Genomic DNA, 17395 nt, shown 5'->3' on the forward strand with positions numbered 1-17395 from the left:
AAACAAACTAAATATGAGATACTTAAACACGTTTAGTACTAAAAAAAGTAAGCGTCGTTTTATACAAAACGACGGCTTATCAAGTAAATAAATAAAATTAATATTTATGAAATTAAGTACGTATCACTTTTCCATCTTGAAGTTCTATAATTCTTCCTGTTTTTTCTGCAAAATCTAAGTCGTGCGTTACTACCAGTAATGTTTTGTTATAGTTTTCTGTAAGTTCTTTAAATATATTAAAAACAATATCTGCGTTTTTACTATCTAAGTTACCCGTAGGTTCATCACACATAATAATTAGTGGGTCATTAATCATAGACCTCGCTATTGCCACACGTTGTTTTTCACCACCAGACAATTGATATGCCATTTTTTTAGCTAATTTTTCTATACCCAAATCTTTTAAAAATTGATAAGCATTGTGTTCTAATTCTTCTTCGCTTAATTTGTTTAGTTTGAAACCTGGTAACATTACATTCTTTATTGCAGTAAATTCATTGAGCAAATAATGGAATTGGAAAACAAAACCAATTTTCTCATTCCTTATAGCAGCAAGTTCCTTTTCTGATTTTTTACGAATACTTATTCCATCTAATAAAAGCTCACCAGTAAAATCTGTATCCATCGTAGAAAGAATATAAAGTAGCGTTGATTTTCCACTTCCAGATCTACCAATAATGGATGCATATTCTCCTCTATTAAGGCAAAAGGAAACATCTTTTAAAACATCAATTTTAATAGGGTCATGAAATGATTTGTAAATAGACCGTGCTTCAAGTAAAATTTTTTTCTCCATTTATTTTCCTCTTATAATTGTTACAGGATCAACATTACTTGCTTTTTTGGCAGGCATCCAACCAGCTAAAAAAGTTGTTATCATTGCGAAAATTACAGCTATGGTATAGTACTGTAGTCCATAATCAATAGGATAAGTTTCAACTGATGGTAATGAAGGCGCACTAAATGGAATTGCATCAATGACTGATAACATCAAAAAACCAATTAAAACACCTCCAAACGCACCTGCAACTCCAATACTCAAAGATATTGAGATGAATATCTTTTTTACATCACTACTTGCAAACCCAGTAGCTTTTAGAATAGCAATAGTGTCCATTTTTTCATAAATAAGCATATTTAGGATATTGTAAATTCCAAAACCAGATACAATAAGCAACGTAATTCCTACTGCGTATGAGATTATGGAGCGCACACTACTTCCTGTTTCAAATTGGGCATTTGCAGTTTGAATATCTTCAGCATTAATTCTAAAGAGCGCTTCGTATTCAGCAGCCAATTTAGGAGCCATATTTAAGTCTTTGAGCTTTATTTGAATGTCGCTTATGTAATTGCTATTTACACCCAATAATTTTCGTGTAGTTGATAAGCTAGCGAAACTTTGTACTTTGTCTATCTCTGGTATGCCAGACTGGAAAAAACCAATCACTTTTAAGGAAAATTGTTCACCTTCAGAAGAAGTAACAGTTATCATATCACCCAATTTAGCATTAATAACATCAGCAACTCCTTTGCCTAGGATAATACTGTTTGAAATAATGTTTAATTTCTGATAGTTTCCTTCAATTACATAATCATCAAAAGCAAAAAGCTTTGCCTCTTGATCGACTTCTACTCCGTTTATAATTCCATTCAAATCAATATTTCCAAGGTTGTAAAAAACTTGAGCAGATATTTTTGGAGCTACACCTAAGACAAGTTCTTCTTTTTTTAGCTTATTTATTATTTGTTGCGCGTTGTAAATTTCTTTTCGCGTATTTACAGGTTTTACAGAACTTATAAAATGGTGATACCCTTTAAAATCTTTACTTAGATCTATCGGTTGTAGTTTAGAAGGCTTTATATCATTGTACAAACGAATATGTGGTGTTCTATTTAAAACGATACCATCTAGCAACTGATTTAAACCTTCCATAAAGCCTAGAAGTGTTACAAAAAGTGCAATACTAAACGTAACACCAATAGCAGCTACTAAGGTCTGTTTCCATCTAGCAAGCATCAGTGCAATAGCAATTTCTGAAAGGTACTTTATTTTCATTATTGTGGCATTTCGATTTTGGTATTTTTATCTATACCGCTTATTATTTCCACTAGATCATAATCCATTAAACCAACTTCTACTTTTTGAAGTTTACCTCCTTTTAATATCACAGATGAATCATTCACTAAATATTTTCTAGGTATGGTTAAGATATCTTGTTTTGTGTTGAGTAGAATATTTGCTTCTACCGTTAAATTAGGGTAGAGTTCAGGCGGGTTTTTTGTAAAAATTGCCTCTGCTTTAAAGGAGCGTGTTCTTATATTCATCATAGGATAAATAACGGTAATTTTACCTTCAAATACCTGAGATTGATAACTATCCATTCGTATGATAACTGACTGACCTTTCTTTACTTTTACAATGTCAAATTCATCAATATTTAATTCTAAAATAAAATCTTTAGTACCAATAATTACAATAGGATCTATAGAGCTAATTAATTCACCTTCTTCTTTATTAACTTTATATACCACACCATCAATTTCGCTTCTGATGATAAAATCATCTTCCATTAATTTAGCGATTTCTAAATTGTTTTTGCTTTGGTCTGATGCTAATTTAAGTTGACGCTTAAGATCATCATAATTCGTTTTAGATCTAGATAAGTCTATTTTTGAGTTTTGATAGCTCAACTCTTTTCTTTCAAATTCTAACTTGCTTCCAATGTTTTGTTTCCAAAGATTTTTTTGTCTTTGATATTGTAAAGAATCATTTATTAGATTTTTCTCAGCGAGTTCAATTGCTTTCTTTGCATCAAGAAGTTTGTTTATATTTATCTTATAGTCAGCAGAGGTTGAGGTAAGTCTTGCACTTTCTGTAGACAATTTTAAATTTTTATTATCCATTTGAAAAATGGGATCACCTTTTAGGACAGTTGTTCCTTCAGTTACAAATATTTTTTTAACAACATTATTTGTCTTGCCAAAAACTTCATATTGATTTTTACTTTTTATAAAACCTGATGCATAAACACTTTCAGTGATGTTTTTAATTTCTGGGGTAATTGACTTACTTTTTTTATTGCAAGATGTTAACGTTAAAAAGAGTATTAATGAGAAGAGAAAAAATGCTTTATGAATCATCTGACTTAAGATTTAGTTTTACCCAATTAGATCTTCAGTAATAAATTTTTTCTGTAGTAAGCACAACATAAACGATAACGTCGGTTTTATTGACAACTATCAGAAGTATAGCTAAGTTATTAGAAATTAAGTTTAGAAACAAACTAAATATGAGATACTGAAACACGTTTAGTACTAAAAAAAGTAAGCGCCGTTTTATACAAAACGACGACTTACCAAGTAAACTAATAAAACCAAGTATTAGTACTAATATTAGAAGTTAGCTTTCTAATAAATTTTAATATTTTTTAGTGAAGGCTAATAACTTTCGTCATTTTCCAACTTTCATTTTCTTTTTTCCAAACTACAATAAACTTACTAGGAATGGATTTTGCATTCGGTTCTTGTTTATTATAAAACTTATGATAACCAATTTGTATTGCGCCATAGTTGTGTATAGGATATACTTCTATGCTTCCTTTAATTAAAGTTCTGGTTACTTTATTACAAATGTTTTCTTTTAAGGCTTTTAAAAGTCCTTCTTTATCAGTAGATAAACCTCCTTTGTCATGAAAAAATTCAAGATCATCAGCATAAAGAGCTGCTTGTGTTTTAATATCACATGTATTGTAAGCTGTAAAATAGATACTATCCATTTTAGAAATTTCTTTATGAAGCTTAATATTTGAAGCTTTGTATTTAGGAATTTCATTTACTTGTGCATTTAAAACAAAGTTGTAAAAAAACATTGCTAAAAATAGTATCACTTTAAATACAAGTGAATTTTTAAAAGGTTCTAAAAAAGAATTCATAATTGGTTGGTTAATTGTTGGGTTGATTTCTTTAAAATCTTGAGGTTGTTTCCAACCTCAAGAAATATGGTTTTTGGTTGATTGGTATTCTTATAAACCTATCTTTTAGAGATGTCTCCTCCAGATGAAGATTTTTTATTTACTGATTTTGGGTTTCCTTTAAAGTCAATATCTCCACCACTATTTGCACTAGCATCTAATTTTTCTGAAGCGTAAATATTAATATCAGCGCCACTTGTTACTTTTACAAGTACATTTTTACTTTCTAATTCATATGCTTCTATAGAAGCGCCACTGGTTGCTCTAGAAGCATGATTAATAGTTGTTCCTGCAATACGAATATCAGATCCACTTGTAGAACTAGTTTCTACACTTGTAGCATCAACAGTAATTCTTATATCTGCACCACTTGTTGCTGTAATAGAAATTTCATCAGTTTTAATAATTCCTTTTCCATAAACATCACTACCACTTGTTGCTTTTAAAAGCGTTAAATTTTTAATAGTAACATGTACTTTTCTAGCTTTAGCTTTCCAGATACTTTTTTCTGAATACACTTTTAAAATACCATCTTCTACTTCAGTGATAATAATATCTTGTAAGTTTTCATCAGCTTCTACTGTTACTTTGTTTTTAGAACCTTGAGTTACGTATAAATCAATGCCAGTACTTACTTTAATACCTGTAAATTTATTAGATGTTTTTCTTACTTCTGTAACTACGTTTCTGTTTCCATTTACTCTATTAAACATATCTACACTACAAGAAGTGAAAATGGTTGCTATAAATAGAATTGCGATAATTTTTGATATTGAATTTTTCATGAGTTTGGTTTTAATTAGATGATAAATGTCTCTTATTAGACGCTTATAATCAAAGGATGGTTACTCAATTGTTGGTTTTTATGGTTGAATTGTATTAAATACTTTCTTTTTCAATAATTTCATCTTCGTCAATTTCATCAACACAATCTGTACATTTTAATGTTTCGTCTGTCATTTTAAAATGATGTCTTCCCATTTCTTTGTCATAAATGTCAGTTTCATTTTCTACATTATTCAAGAAGTTTTTAATTGAATTATCAAAATAAACAGTAATTCCTTCTGGGATGTAAAATGTTACATTTACTTCTTCATCTTTCCACATATTTTTTAAATCGGATATATAGTATCCATCTAAAACAATCGTGTTGTCTATAATGTCGAAGTTGTACTCAATTTTTTCAGCATTTTTATTTGCACTATTACTGCTTCTTCCACGAGATTCTTTTTGAAGAACAAGATATGCTTCATCAGTATTACTTTTTTTAACATCTACTTTTACGTTGTTAGAGTATACTTTAGAATATCCATTGATATCAACTTCATATTTATGAGAATCTGTTCTTAAATTATGCTTGTAATGAATATCATCATCATTTATAATTTTTAACGAAATCGTGTCATTCTCAACAATATTTATAACTGTTTTCTTTGAAAAATCTCCATAATTAGCATGCGAACTTCCAAATTCTATCAATGTAAAAATCATTGTTAATAAAGCGATTATCCAAATTCCTAATAATGTTAGAGATGTTGGTTTGCTAAATTGTTTTACGCTACTAGATAAAATTCTTAATCCTAAAACAAACAGAATTAAAAAAGGAATTCCGACAAGTAAAATTACAGTTGTAATAATTAGCCAAAAAGGAATTGTAGCTCCTTGAAGTACTTCTATTACTCTAGAAAAATCTCCATCAACATTTAAAAACCCAATACTTCCAAAAGAAAACCCACTAATAATTAGTGATAAAATAACTGCTGCTGCAATAAAGACTAATATTGCTCCAATAAATTTACCAATCACTTTAAAAAACACAAGAATAATCTTGCCTAAAACGTTGATAAAATCTTGTAATCCGTTATTTTTTTTTGTCTTTCCCGAAAAAGTCTGATTCATTTTTTCTGAAAATTCACTAGCACCATCTTTTATTTTTTCTGATGCTTTGCTCGCAAATTCAGTTACATTTTCTGAAACATTGTTAAATTCTTCACGAATTTTTTTCTCAATATTATCAATGTTTACAGGTTCACCTTCCATCTGCAATTTTTCAGCAGTAGTTTTTGCTTCAGGTAATAAAATCCAAAGGATAATGTATAAGATAATTCCAAAACCAGCTCCAAAGAAAAGGGCTAATAAACCAAGACGTATCCAGATTGTATCTACATCAAAATAATGAGCAATACCAGATGCAACACCACCTAAAAATTTATCATCACCATCTCTAAATAGTTTTTTTCCTGAAGCGCTATTTCTCTTATAAGAATAACTAGAATCATTATATTCTTCTTCAGCTTCAGCGTAATCTTCTGGTTGTCCCATAATAACAATAATGTTATCAATATCACCTTCATTGATTACTTGTCTAGCATCTGTTATTTTTTCTGATAACAATTCACTAATACGTGCTTCTATATCTGCAATGATTTCGTTTTTTCCTTGAGGATCATCACTTAACGATTTAGAAATAGATTCTAAATATCGTTTTAATTTCTGATAGGCAACTTCATCTATATGGAAGAAAAATCCGCCTAAGTTTATGTTGATTGTCTTATTCATTTGTAGTTGATTTTGTGCTAATTACTTGGTTAACTGCGTTTACTAAATTGCTCCATGTTTTATCTAGTTCTTTGATAAAAAGGGCTCCGTTTTCTGTTAAAACGTAATATTTTCTTGGTGGTCCAGAGGTAGATTCTTCCCATCTATAAGTTAATAAACCTGCATTTTTTAGGCGAGTTAATAACGGATATATGGTTCCCTCTACCACAATCATTTCTGCACTTTTTAATGTTGAAAGGATTTCAGAAGTATATGCATCACCCTTTTTTAAGATGGATAAAATGCAGTATTCTAAAACACCTTTTCGCATTTGTGCTTTTGTGTTTTCTATCTTCATTTATTGTGGTTTATGGCCCATCCTAACCTTCCCAAAGGGAAGGAACTGTTGTGTGAGCATTATATTTTTAATTAAAGGCATTTTTATTTTTTTTGTTTTCAATCTATTTCCCTCCTTTGGAGGGATTAAGGGAGGCTCTTATTTTATAAATTTTATAGTAAAAGGATACTTGTAGTTTTCTCCTTCTTTTGCCTTTAAAGCTGCAATTATAATTAATGCGACTTTAATTAAACCAAGAATTCCTGCTAATGAAGCTAATCCTATAACTCCAAAAAAGTTATGAGACTCGAAATTGATGTTTATGTGATTAAAATTATCGAAATTATCGAAGTTTCTAAAAATAGAACCAATAAAAACAGGAATAAAAGACATCGTTAGAATAAAAATATATAAAGAATAACTGATGTTAAAGTTTACAGCTTCTTTACCTTGTTCATCTAAAAAAGTACTTCTGTCTTTTAAAGTTTGCCATGCAATTAATGGCGTAATAATATTTCCGAAAGGAAACATAAACCCTGCAAAAGCAGAAATATGTATTAAAAATGCATTGGTATTTTCGTTATTTTTTTTCATAATTTACAAACTATATAATACTTTCTTATGCAAATATATATCTTTAAAAAGGTATTATGCAATACATAGTACTATAATTAACATTTTTTTAACATTTGTATTTTTGTGAAAAAAGATATCGAAAAGCGTTGTATGTACTGTTATTATTGAGTTTGTGTTTCGTTTATTTTAACTATCTTGTCAACATAAATATTTAGTATTAAAACTATTTAAATCTAAAAAATGAAATTTACGCCAAGAAAAGTCAACCTTTTTAACCTTGTAAAACTCCCTTTAGCATATTTAGGCGGAGTAAGAGTGCGTTCTATTACAGATACAGAAGTTGTGGTTACTATAAAACATAGGTGGATGAATCAAAATCCTTTTAATAGTATGTTTTGGGCAGCTCAAGGAATGGCAGCAGAAATGCCAACTGGTGTTTTGGTTATGAAAGCAATACATGATTCTAAACGAAAAGTTTCTATGTTAGTAACAAACCAAGAAGCGCAATTCTTTAAAAAAGCTACGGGTAGAATTACTTTTTCTTGTAAAGGAGGAAATGAAATAAGAGAAGCGATTCAAGAATCTATAAAAACGGGAGAAGGACAAGTTATTGTTTTAACATCCGAAGGAAAAAATAAGGATGGAGTAGTGGTTTCTAAATTCCAATTTCATTGGAGTTTGAGAGTAAAGTAATAAATTAATCTTTCTTTTTATATAGTTGAGGTCTTTCTTCCTTATAATCGCATTCTTGAAAAATACCACAAGACACATTTGTGCGTGCCAACGATTTTGTAATTTCATATTGCTTTGATAAAACTTCTATTTCTGGAGATAAATATTTCATAACTAGTATTTTTTAATTGGTTCATTAATTATAGTGATACTTACAATTACATCAAAAGTAAGTTTTTTGTTTTAATAAAAATATGATTTATTTTTCATTTGCTTTAATTAACAAAAACTTAAATAGAACTTTACATTAACTTTTAGTTAGAGTTATTTTATCAAAAAATTTAAAAAATGTTGTAACAAAAAGATGTTTAAATCATCTAATATTTTATAATCCTTAAAATAAACTAGTATGTATCAAGATAAGATTCCACAAAATTCGTCAAATAGAAATGCGCACGAAATAGATTATAAAATTTTCGGAGAAGAAATGCAGTTTGTAGAAATTGAATTAGATCCAGAAGAAGGTGTTGTTGCAGAAGCAGGAACTTTTATGATGATGGATGATCAAATTAAAATGAATACTATTTTAGGTGATGGTTCTAATCAGGATAAAGGAATTTTAGGAAAAATATTTTCTGCGGGAAAAAGAATTTTAACGGGAGAAAGTTTATTTATGACTGTTTTTACCAATGCTGGATTTGGAAAAAAACAAATATCTTTTGCTTCTCCTTATCCAGGAAAAATTATCCCAATTGATTTAACCGAGTTTGGAGGTAAATTTATTTGTCAGAAAGATGCTTTTTTATGCGCTGCAAAAGGAGTTTCTATTGGAGTTGAGTTTTCTAAAAAATTAGGAAGAGGTTTGTTTGGTGGAGAAGGTTTTATCATGCAAAAATTAGAAGGTGATGGTTTAGGATTTATTCATGCAGGAGGAACTATGGCTAAAAAAGTTTTACTCCCTGGCGAAGTTTTAAAAGTTGATACAGGTTGTATTGTAGGTTTTACACAAGATGTAACTTATGATATTGAGTTTGTTGGTGGAATTAAAAATACCGTTTTTGGTGGAGAAGGCTTATTTTTTGCATCTTTAAAAGGACCAGGAACTGTTTATGTACAATCTTTACCATTTAGTAGATTAGCTGGTAGAGTTTTAGCAATGGCTCCAAGAACTGGTAAAGGTACTAGAGGAGAAGGTAGTGTTTTAGGCGGAATTGGTGATCTTTTAGATGGTGATAATAGATTTTAAAATGAGTGTGAAAATGATTTTTGACACTTTTTTGACATTTCATTTGCATATTTAGCATAAGCCGATACCTATATTCGTAGAAATATTAATTAGAATATTATGAAAAATATAAAGTATATAGTTTTATCATTGATTGTATTAGTAATTATAATTATTGCTAGTGGGTTTGTTAAAAAATCATCGGATTTAAATGAAGATGTAGTTCAATCTACAGATAACAACAAACGGAGACAAACTATTAATATGTTTGTAACACATGGACATTGCAGTACACCTTTTAGTGGAGTTGTAGATGATTTAAAAATAGCCATTCCTTATCGACCTGACTTAGGAAATCCTCTAGAAAATATGATAATTTCATTCGATATTGACCCAAATACTTTTGCAGTTTGTAGTGGTGATGATGACTTAACAGAAAGAGTTAAAACTCCAGGTTTATTTATTGGGAAGTTAAACGAAAAAATCACTTTTAGATCTACGGATATTTATATTATGGGAATAGATTGGTATCAAATAAATGGTAAAATGTCTATAAAAGGAGTTGAAAGTGATGTTAAGTTATTTGCAACAGGTGTTAGAAATCCAAATGAGACCACCACCTCATCGCTTATAATAGAAGGACAAATGAACCTATTTGATTGGGGTATTGACTATGATCTTATTGTTAATGGAAAGTCAGAGAAAATAACAACTAAATGGATGCATTTAAATTTGAAAATTAATGAATTAAATAGATTCTCAAATTCATTTTAGAATTATTTCTACTAAAATATTTTTTTAAGGTTCTTTGGAAGTATTGTTTTGCTATAGCGAACAATACTTTTTATTTTTTTAAAGAAATTTTGTCCTGTAATTTCTTCAACGTGTTTAAATAAAAAAAAATAGCTCAAATTTACTATTACAAAGTTTTTAGTTTACCTAGCATTACTTCGTATTCTGCAATACCGTTATTACTTGCCTTTATAACATTGCTTAATTTATCTTGAATTAATTTTGGGTTTTCTTTTTCGATTGCAAGTTTTTCTAATAGGTTTATTTCGTCTAAACAGTTAATCCCCATTAAACCAAAAGAGGATTTAAAAAAATGTGAAATGTCTTTGACAGAGTTGTAATCAATATCTATTAAACTTTTTTCTAAAATTTTTATTCTTGGGCTTGTGTCAGAAATAAAAGCATTAATTAGTTCGATTAATAAATCTTTATCTTCAGAGAAAAAATCTCTTAAAGAATCTAAATTAAGTAAATTGCTTTTTAAAATTGCTCTTATCTCCATATTTTCTGTTACCTTAGTAGAAGTAAAAGTAGAATTAATTGATGAACATTTTCAATTCTATTTTCACTTATTTGTTATAGATATATATTTTACCCCCGTTTAAAATATGGAAAAAGAAAAAAAAATAGTTCTTGCTGAAGATAATTCGGTGTTATCACTCCTTTTAAAATTAAGTTTACAAAAAGCAGGTTATAAATTATTTATAGCGTTAGATGGTAAACAAGCTATTGATTTAATTGAAGAACACAATCCAGACGTAATACTGACAGACATTATGATGGATTATTTTAGCGGATTAGAGATCGTTAGTCATGTAAGAAACGAATTAAAAAAAAATACTCCAATTTTAGTTTTTTCATCCTCAGGCCAAGAAGAAATGGTTTTAAATGCTTTTAATTTAGGAGCAAATGATTTTATGTCAAAGCCTTTGAGTACTAGTGAACTTGTCTTTAGGGTAAAAAAAATGTTACTTACTTCAAATGGATAATTTTTTAACAGAAAATATTATTTGGTCTATCGTAATCATTTTAGTCGGTATAATTTTTTTGTTAATTATTTTTCTAAAAATAGTAAGAACAAAAATAAGATCAACAAATAAAAGTAATCATGAATATTCTGTTAAAACAGAACAAGTTTTAATAGAATATTTATATGCTAAAAATGAAGGTGATAACTCTGTTAAAATAGAAAAAGACACAATTAAAAGAGATTTACTCAGTAAGAGTAGAAGAAGAATTGTTACTTCAATTTTTTTAAAAGTAAGGCAAGAAGTATCTGGTGGTTTGGTTGCTAATATGGTAGATTTATACGAAGAAATTGGGTTGCTATATTTTGCGAAAAAAAAGTTAAAAAGCAAAAAGTGGAATGTTATTGCTTTGGGAATAAGGGATTTAAGGCTTTTTAGGGTTGAGGAAATTCAAGATTTAATATCAATTTTTATTAACCACTCTAAAGAAGAGGTTAGGCGAGAAGCACATTTGTACTTTATTGAAGTTTTTCAATTTAAAGGATTGTCGTTTTTAGATGATTTAAAAGCTCCTTTATCAGAATGGGATCAAATAATGTTATTAGAACATTTAAAAAATTTTGATGATCAAGAAATTCCTGATGTCACAAAATGGCTTTCTTCAAAAAATGAATATACAGTACTTTTTACTTTAAATATTGTACAGTTTTTTAATCGTTTAGAAACAACGGATGCACTTTTAGATTTGTTACATCATCCTAAAGAGCGTATAAGAGTTCGTGCAATAGAACTTTTAAGTCATTTCGAAAATTTTGAAGCTAAAGAAATATTAAAAGAAGATTGTGCTAATTTAAGTAATAAAGAAAGAAAAGCTTTTTTTGGGTTGCTTAAAAAAACGGCATCAAAAAATGATACTACCTTTGTTTTAGGTTATATTAAAGATGAAGTTTTTGAAGTTAAACATATGGCTTTACAAATTTTGAATTCTATTAACGAGGAAGCATATCGTTTATTAGAGACAGAGTCTGATGATGAGGATTACAATAAAATTATGAATTTTATTAACTGCAGCCATGGATATTGAAAATATACTTGAAACTGTTTCAATATGGTTTTATTACTTCTTTTTGTTTTTCACTATTTTAATAATATCTTCATATGTATTATTAGCCTTTTTATCTTCTAAAGAAACGACAAGTTATTTCAAAAAAAATAGTTTCGTAGATTATAAAGCTCTTTTGTCTTCTTGCCTTGCGCCTTCAGTATCTATAATAGCTCCTGCTTACAATGAAAGTCTGAATATTATAGAAAATGTTAGGTCGCTGTTGTCTATTCATTACGTTAATTTTAATGTAATAATAGTAAATGATGGAAGTAGTGATGATAGTTTAGATAAACTGATAAAGGCATATAATCTTGTAAAAGTAGAGTATCTTATACACGAAGAAATAGAAACAAAACCACTTAGAGCAGGAGTTTTTAAATCTACTAACCCAGCATTTGATAAGTTGATTGTTGTGGATAAAGAAAATGGAGGGAAATCAGATGCTTTAAACTTTGGAATAAATATAAGTAAAAGCAAATATTTGGCATGTATAGATGTAGATTGTTTACTGTTAAAAGATTCTCTACAAATAATGATAAAACCTTTTTTAGAATATACAAATAAAAAAGTAATTGCATCAGGAGGTGTGATTAGAATTGCTAATTCTTGTAAAATTGAAAATGGAAAGTTGGTAGAGGTGAATTTTCCTAATAAATGGATAGAAAGAGCTCAGGTTTTAGAATATTTAAGATCTTTTTTATTAGGTAGAATGGCTTGGGCTAGATTAAATGGCTTACTCGTAATTTCTGGCGCCTTTGGTATTTTCGATAAAGAAATAGCAGTAAAAGTTGGTGGTTATGATACCAAAACTGTTGGAGAAGATATGGAGATTGTGGTAAGGATGAGAAAGTATATGGAAGAGACTAAACAAAAGTATAAAGTCGCTTATATACCAGATCCTCTTTGTTGGACAGAGGCACCAGATAATTATAAAATTTTTGTTTCTCAAAGAAATAGATGGACAAGAGGTACTATAGAAACTTTAAAGAAACATAAAAATATAGGTCTTAACCCTAAGTATGGTATTTTAGGGATGTTAAGTTTGCCTTATTGGTTTGTGTTTGAAAGGTTAGCGCCAATTTTAGAAGTTGTAGGAATGTTATATTTTATACTACTAGTTATTTTTAGAGACTTAAATTGGGGTTTTGTTCTAGGTTTCTTCTTAGTTGCTTATCTTTTTTCTCTTCTATTTTCATTTGTTGCAATTTTTTCTGAAGAATTTTCATTTCATGAATACAAAAAAAAGGGAACTGGCTTACAGCTCGTTTTAACAATAATTCTAGAACCTCTTATTTTACATCCTTTTGTTTTGTATGCTGCAATTAAAGGGAATATAGATTATTATTTTAATAAAAATAAAAAATGGGGTAAAATGACTAGAAAAGGATTGTCTAGTTAACAAGATCAATTAACAAATCTATAAAAATTATAAATTTTGAATAAAAGTATCAAATCATATTTAGTTTTAAGTTTTTCTTTACTAATCACATTTTTGAGTATTAGTTTATTTGAAGTTCTTTACTCACTTTTTAGTCAAAAAGAAAGTATTTCAATTTTTACAACCCTACTTTCCAAATTTATAAATCATGCTTTTACAGGAGTATTAATGGCTATCATATTTTTTCCTTTTTTCTATTTATTAAATCTAGCAAAGGAGAATTTGGGTGTTTTGTTTATCAAAATAGTTTTTGTTTTATTAGTTGTAATTGAGTTTGCATTAACAAAATACAGTCTTACTACTTTATTAAACCTAGGCGCAGACTTTCTTGGGTATTCTTTTGATGATATTTATCTTACTGTTAGCTCATCAGAAGATACTTCAATTTTATATTTTTTAACCTTTTTGCTTTTTCCTTTCCTTTTTTTTATTGTTTATTATGCGTGTAAGAAAATAGTTATTCGTAAAAAATATAGAATTGGTTTATTTGTTTTACTGATACTTATTATATGCAGTAAGTTTATCTTTTCTGAAATTTCTGAAGCTAAGAATCAAAATAAAACATATTATTTTATTGCTGATGTTCTTAAGTTTAAGGTAAACAAAACGGAGGTTTCTTTGAATGATTTTAAAGGAGAAAATGAATATCCACTTTTAAAAAATTCAAATACTACTAATGATGTTTTAGGATCATTTTTTAATGTATCAAAAGAAAAACCAAACATTGTATTTATAATTGTAGAAGGTTTGGGTACCGAATTTTTAGGGGATGAAAACTATGGTGGTTTTACGCCTTATTTAGATTCTTTAATTCCAAAATCATTGTTTTGGGAAAACTTTGTAAGTAACGCAGGTCGTACTTTTGGTGCTTTACCGTCTATTTTAGGATCTTTACCTTTTGGAGAAGAAGGCTTTTCTGAAATACCAAATACACCTTCTCACATTTCAATATTAAGTATTTTAAAAGAGAATGGATATACCACTTCTTTTTATTCGGGAGATAAATCTAGTTTCGATAAAAAAATTAAATTTTTAGAATACAATGGAATAGATAATGTGATTGATGAAAATAAGTATAATGCTACATATCCAAAATCTGTAAATGCATCAAATGGTTTTTCTTGGGGATATTCAGATAATGAGATTTTCACTAAAACATTAAGTGTTTTAGATGATCGAAAAAGCCCAAGGTTAGATGTAATTGCAACACAAACGATTCATGAGCCTTTTACGTTTCCAGAAAAAGAAGCTTATTTATTAAAAGTTGATAGTTTATTAAACTTCAAGATTCCTGCAAGTGATTTTATAGCTTACAAAGACATTTTTGCAAGTATTTTATATGCTGATAATAGTATTAAAAAGTTTATGAAAGCTTATGAGAAAAGGCCAGAGTTTAATAATACTGTTTTTATTATTACAGGAGATCATCGATTAATTCCAATTTCACAAAAGGACAAACTCTGTAGATTTAATGTGCCTTTATATATTTATAGTCCTATGTTAAAAAGAACAAGTCGCATAAAATCTATTTCTTCTCACTTTGATATTTCTCCAAGTATACTGTCGTTTCTGTCAAATAACTACAATGTAGAACTGCCAGAAAAAACTGCATTTATTGGTTCTGGTTTAGATACTGTTTCTAGTTTTAGAAACATTCATAACATTCCTTTGATGAGGTATAAAGGAGGTTTAAATGATTTTATTTATAAAGAGTATTTATATTCAGGAGGAGACCTTTTTAAAATAAAAGAAAATTTTAGCATCAATAAAATTACGAATGATACCATTTTAAACGAAGTGGTTACTTCTTTTGATGATTTTAAAAATATAAATGCATATGTAACTCAAAACGATAAAATTTATCCGAAGGAATTACTAAAAGAAGTTGCAAGTAGATATCAGTTTACAGAAAAGGAAAAAGCTAAAATTTCTTTACTAGTAGTAGGTTTATCTTTAGATCAGGTTTTTCTTTTAGCAAGAGAAAAAGCATTTAATAAAGAGAGAGAAATAGCAAGATTGTTATGTAACCATATTTTAAGTAACGAGCCTAATTATGTGGATGTAATTCTATTAAAAGCAAGAACTTTAGGTTGGGATGGAAATTATAAAGAATCTGAAAAAGTACTTTTTAATGCTTTAGATAGATCTCCTTATTATTATGATATTTATTTAGCTTTTTTAGATATGTATTGGTGGTCATCACAATATAAAAAAGCTGAAAACATATTTCAGAAAGCAAAAAAGAACAATATTAAGAATGATTCAATTGCATTTAAAATGGCAAGAGTTTATTCATCGATGAAAAATATAGAAAAGGCTGAAAAAGTAATTGATAGTATCCTAAAAAAACAACCTAAGAATGATGGTTTTCTTAAATTTAAAGACTCATTAGAATGATATTAAAAAAAATAGTAATAGCTAATATTTTGATGATGCTTTTGTTTAGTGCTCATCAACTAAATGCACAAGAAAAAGTGTTTAATGGAGATCCAGATAATGCTTTTAAAGTTGCTAGAGAATTGGCCTTTAATGGCAAACGAAAACAAGCGCAAGACTCATTACGTTTCATCTTAACCAAATATCCAACTTACTTAGATATTCGTGCGTTTTTAGCAAGTACCTATTCTTGGGACGGAAATTATATAGGAGCAAGAAAAGAGTTTGCTATAGTATTAAAAGACGATTCTAAAAGAGAAAATACTTGGATTGCCGCTATCAATAATGAATTATGGGCAGAAAAACCTTTTAAAGCATTAGAATTAACAAAACAAGCATTAATTTATTTCCCAAAGAATACCGATATTACTCAATTAAAAGCAAAGTCAGAGTTTAATGCTGGTAACACAGAAGAAGCACTTGCTACCATTGATAAGCTTTTAAAAGTGTATCCAGAAAACAAAAAAGCAATAGATTATAAAGAATCTATTAATAACCTATTGAGAAATAATTCTATCGGAATTAATTATAGTGTAGATATTTATGATAAGAACGATAGAGATGCGATGCATTATACTACAGTTCAATATGCAAGACAAACAAAATACGGAAGTATTACTGCCAAATTAAATTATTCAAACCGATTTAAGACAGATAATTATTTATATGAATTAGATTTATATCCAAGGATAAAAGAAGGTATGTACGCTTATTTAAGTGCAGGTTTTTCTAATAGTCCTTTAAACCCTAGTTTTAGGTATGGAGCAGAATTGTATACATCTTTGCCTAAAAGTTTTGAGGCTTCTTTGGGTATTAGAGGTATAAAATTTTCTTCAACAACAATTATATACACAGGTTCTATTGGTTGGTATACAGGTAATAGTTATTGGGTTTTTAGACCTTATATTACTCCAGGTAATCCAGGTACAAGTAAATCAGGTAGCATAGAGTATAGAAAATATAGAACTGACGCTGATAACTATTTTACTATTGCTATTGGTTTTGGAGTTTCTCCAGAATTAGATCGTTTTGTTGCGGATTTAGATCAGGAAACCATTTTTCAATTAGATTCTCAAAAATTAAATTTAGGATATTTCTTTTCTTCTAAAAATAAAAAAAATGCTTGGGGATTAAGAGCAAGTGTTTTTAGAGAAGAGAAACCATTTTCGAAAGGAGATTATTTCTTGTATACTTCTTTAGGAGTTTCTTATCATTTAAGATTTAAGTAATTTTATTTTTTAAAAATTCTATGTTCTGATTTTTTGGTATCAAATGAATAATTTTCTTTTGATAAGGATACGAATTCGTATATTCAGTTTTTTTAATCAGATACTCTT

General features: G+C 28.5%; 18 protein-coding genes. 8 read left to right on the plus strand and 10 right to left on the minus strand.

From position 1 onward, the window contains the following. Positions 1-112 precede the first annotated feature (112 nt). From BTO07_RS17005 to BTO07_RS17040, 8 genes are all read right to left on the minus strand, one after another. Positions 113-796 carry an ABC transporter ATP-binding protein gene (locus BTO07_RS17005; RefSeq protein ID WP_087522474.1) on the minus strand — a complete coding sequence of 228 codons (684 nt, stop codon included), beginning with the start codon at positions 794-796 and terminating at the stop codon, positions 113-115. Continuing rightward, a complete protein-coding gene (locus BTO07_RS17010; protein WP_087522475.1) occupies positions 797-2056 on the minus strand; it encodes an ABC transporter permease in 1260 nt (419 codons plus the stop codon). It abuts the gene before it with no gap. Then, positions 2056-3141, minus strand: a complete 1086-nt coding sequence (locus BTO07_RS17015) for an efflux RND transporter periplasmic adaptor subunit (protein WP_087522476.1) — start codon at positions 3139-3141, stop codon at positions 2056-2058. Before BTO07_RS17015 ends, BTO07_RS17010 begins: the two co-directional genes overlap by 1 nt. Before the next feature lie 287 nt (positions 3142-3428). Continuing rightward, positions 3429-3932: a nuclear transport factor 2 family protein gene (locus BTO07_RS17020; RefSeq protein WP_232457060.1), complete on the minus strand. Its 504-nt coding sequence runs from the start codon at positions 3930-3932 to the stop codon at positions 3429-3431. A gap of 98 nt (positions 3933-4030) precedes the next feature. Beyond that, the gene (locus tag BTO07_RS17025) at positions 4031-4756 is read right to left on the minus strand and encodes a head GIN domain-containing protein (protein WP_232457061.1); all 726 of its coding nucleotides are present in this window, start codon (positions 4754-4756) and stop codon (positions 4031-4033) included. 94 nt (positions 4757-4850) lie between these two features. Then, positions 4851-6530 carry a PspC domain-containing protein gene (locus BTO07_RS17030; RefSeq protein WP_087522478.1) on the minus strand — a complete coding sequence of 560 codons (1680 nt, stop codon included), beginning with the start codon at positions 6528-6530 and terminating at the stop codon, positions 4851-4853. Then, positions 6523-6867, minus strand: coding sequence for a PadR family transcriptional regulator (locus tag BTO07_RS17035; RefSeq protein WP_087522479.1), 345 nt, complete (start codon positions 6865-6867; stop codon positions 6523-6525). Before BTO07_RS17035 ends, BTO07_RS17030 begins: the two co-directional genes overlap by 8 nt. Before the next feature lie 138 nt (positions 6868-7005). Beyond that, a complete protein-coding gene (locus tag BTO07_RS17040) occupies positions 7006-7440 on the minus strand; it encodes a DUF4870 domain-containing protein (protein WP_087522480.1) in 435 nt (144 codons plus the stop codon). Between the two features lie 222 nt (positions 7441-7662). Here BTO07_RS17040 and BTO07_RS17045 point away from each other — a divergent pair, with 222 nt between their 5' ends. Further along, positions 7663-8115, plus strand: coding sequence for a DUF4442 domain-containing protein (locus BTO07_RS17045; RefSeq protein WP_087522481.1), 453 nt, complete (start codon positions 7663-7665; stop codon positions 8113-8115). 4 nt (positions 8116-8119) lie between these two features. Here the strand turns inward: BTO07_RS17045 and BTO07_RS17485 are convergent, their stop codons facing one another. Further along, positions 8120-8266: a hypothetical protein gene (locus BTO07_RS17485; protein WP_198342483.1), complete on the minus strand. Its 147-nt coding sequence runs from the start codon at positions 8264-8266 to the stop codon at positions 8120-8122. A gap of 237 nt (positions 8267-8503) precedes the next feature. Between BTO07_RS17485 and BTO07_RS17050 the strand changes: the two genes are divergently transcribed. Together BTO07_RS17050 and BTO07_RS17055 are read left to right on the plus strand one after the other, a co-directional pair. Further along, positions 8504-9340 carry a TIGR00266 family protein gene (locus tag BTO07_RS17050; protein WP_087522482.1) on the plus strand — a complete coding sequence of 279 codons (837 nt, stop codon included), beginning with the start codon at positions 8504-8506 and terminating at the stop codon, positions 9338-9340. 99 nt (positions 9341-9439) lie between these two features. Continuing rightward, positions 9440-10093 carry a YceI family protein gene (locus tag BTO07_RS17055; protein WP_087522483.1) on the plus strand — a complete coding sequence of 218 codons (654 nt, stop codon included), beginning with the start codon at positions 9440-9442 and terminating at the stop codon, positions 10091-10093. Between the two features lie 145 nt (positions 10094-10238). On the opposite strand, the gene BTO07_RS17060 is transcribed toward BTO07_RS17055, so the two are convergent. Continuing rightward, positions 10239-10613, minus strand: a complete 375-nt coding sequence (locus tag BTO07_RS17060; protein ID WP_087522484.1) for a hypothetical protein — start codon at positions 10611-10613, stop codon at positions 10239-10241. A gap of 106 nt (positions 10614-10719) precedes the next feature. On the opposite strand from BTO07_RS17060, the gene BTO07_RS17065 reads away from it, so the two are divergent. Genes BTO07_RS17065 through BTO07_RS17085 form a run of 5 tightly spaced genes read left to right on the plus strand, consistent with a single transcriptional unit; the run spans position 10720 to position 17287 of the window. After that, positions 10720-11100: a response regulator gene (locus tag BTO07_RS17065; RefSeq protein WP_087522485.1), complete on the plus strand. Its 381-nt coding sequence runs from the start codon at positions 10720-10722 to the stop codon at positions 11098-11100. After that, positions 11093-12163 carry a HEAT repeat domain-containing protein gene (locus BTO07_RS17070; RefSeq protein WP_087522486.1) on the plus strand — a complete coding sequence of 357 codons (1071 nt, stop codon included), beginning with the start codon at positions 11093-11095 and terminating at the stop codon, positions 12161-12163. Before BTO07_RS17065 ends, BTO07_RS17070 begins: the two co-directional genes overlap by 8 nt. Then, on the plus strand, positions 12153-13583 hold the full coding sequence (locus BTO07_RS17075; protein ID WP_087522487.1) for a glycosyltransferase family 2 protein: 1431 nt from the start codon (positions 12153-12155) through the stop codon (positions 13581-13583). The genes BTO07_RS17070 and BTO07_RS17075 overlap by 11 nt, the downstream gene beginning before the upstream one ends. 36 nt (positions 13584-13619) lie before the next feature. Then, on the plus strand, positions 13620-16019 hold the full coding sequence (locus BTO07_RS17080) for a sulfatase-like hydrolase/transferase (protein WP_232457062.1): 2400 nt from the start codon (positions 13620-13622) through the stop codon (positions 16017-16019). Beyond that, on the plus strand, positions 16016-17287 hold the full coding sequence (locus BTO07_RS17085; RefSeq protein WP_087522489.1) for a YaiO family outer membrane beta-barrel protein: 1272 nt from the start codon (positions 16016-16018) through the stop codon (positions 17285-17287). The genes BTO07_RS17080 and BTO07_RS17085 overlap by 4 nt, the downstream gene beginning before the upstream one ends. Positions 17288-17395 lie beyond the last annotated feature (108 nt).

Origin of the sequence: Polaribacter sp. SA4-12, from assembly GCF_002163675.1 — a bacterium.
In the GTDB taxonomy this organism is placed as follows: domain Bacteria; phylum Bacteroidota; class Bacteroidia; order Flavobacteriales; family Flavobacteriaceae; genus Polaribacter.

Coding starts and splice junctions, on each gene's coding strand:
- BTO07_RS17050 (WP_087522482.1), top strand. CDS start 8,504: ATGTATCAAGATAAGATTCCACAAAATTCGTCAAATAGAAATGCGCAC.
- BTO07_RS17065 (WP_087522485.1), top strand. CDS start 10,720: ATGGAAAAAGAAAAAAAAATAGTTCTTGCTGAAGATAATTCGGTGTTA.
- BTO07_RS17075 (WP_087522487.1), top strand. CDS start 12,153: ATGGATATTGAAAATATACTTGAAACTGTTTCAATATGGTTTTATTAC.
- BTO07_RS17055 (WP_087522483.1), top strand. CDS start 9,440: ATGAAAAATATAAAGTATATAGTTTTATCATTGATTGTATTAGTAATT.
- BTO07_RS17070 (WP_087522486.1), top strand. CDS start 11,093: ATGGATAATTTTTTAACAGAAAATATTATTTGGTCTATCGTAATCATT.
- BTO07_RS17045 (WP_087522481.1), top strand. CDS start 7,663: ATGAAATTTACGCCAAGAAAAGTCAACCTTTTTAACCTTGTAAAACTC.
- BTO07_RS17040 (WP_087522480.1), bottom strand. CDS start 7,440: ATGAAAAAAAATAACGAAAATACCAATGCATTTTTAATACATATTTCT.
- BTO07_RS17025 (WP_232457061.1), bottom strand. CDS start 4,756: ATGAAAAATTCAATATCAAAAATTATCGCAATTCTATTTATAGCAACC.
- BTO07_RS17015 (WP_087522476.1), bottom strand. CDS start 3,141: ATGATTCATAAAGCATTTTTTCTCTTCTCATTAATACTCTTTTTAACG.
- BTO07_RS17485 (WP_198342483.1), bottom strand. CDS start 8,266: ATGAAATATTTATCTCCAGAAATAGAAGTTTTATCAAAGCAATATGAA.
- BTO07_RS17005 (WP_087522474.1), bottom strand. CDS start 796: ATGGAGAAAAAAATTTTACTTGAAGCACGGTCTATTTACAAATCATTT.
- BTO07_RS17060 (WP_087522484.1), bottom strand. CDS start 10,613: ATGGAGATAAGAGCAATTTTAAAAAGCAATTTACTTAATTTAGATTCT.
- BTO07_RS17010 (WP_087522475.1), bottom strand. CDS start 2,056: ATGAAAATAAAGTACCTTTCAGAAATTGCTATTGCACTGATGCTTGCT.
- BTO07_RS17030 (WP_087522478.1), bottom strand. CDS start 6,530: ATGAATAAGACAATCAACATAAACTTAGGCGGATTTTTCTTCCATATA.
- BTO07_RS17035 (WP_087522479.1), bottom strand. CDS start 6,867: ATGAAGATAGAAAACACAAAAGCACAAATGCGAAAAGGTGTTTTAGAA.
- BTO07_RS17020 (WP_232457060.1), bottom strand. CDS start 3,932: ATGAATTCTTTTTTAGAACCTTTTAAAAATTCACTTGTATTTAAAGTG.
- BTO07_RS17085 (WP_087522489.1), top strand. CDS start 16,016: ATGATATTAAAAAAAATAGTAATAGCTAATATTTTGATGATGCTTTTG.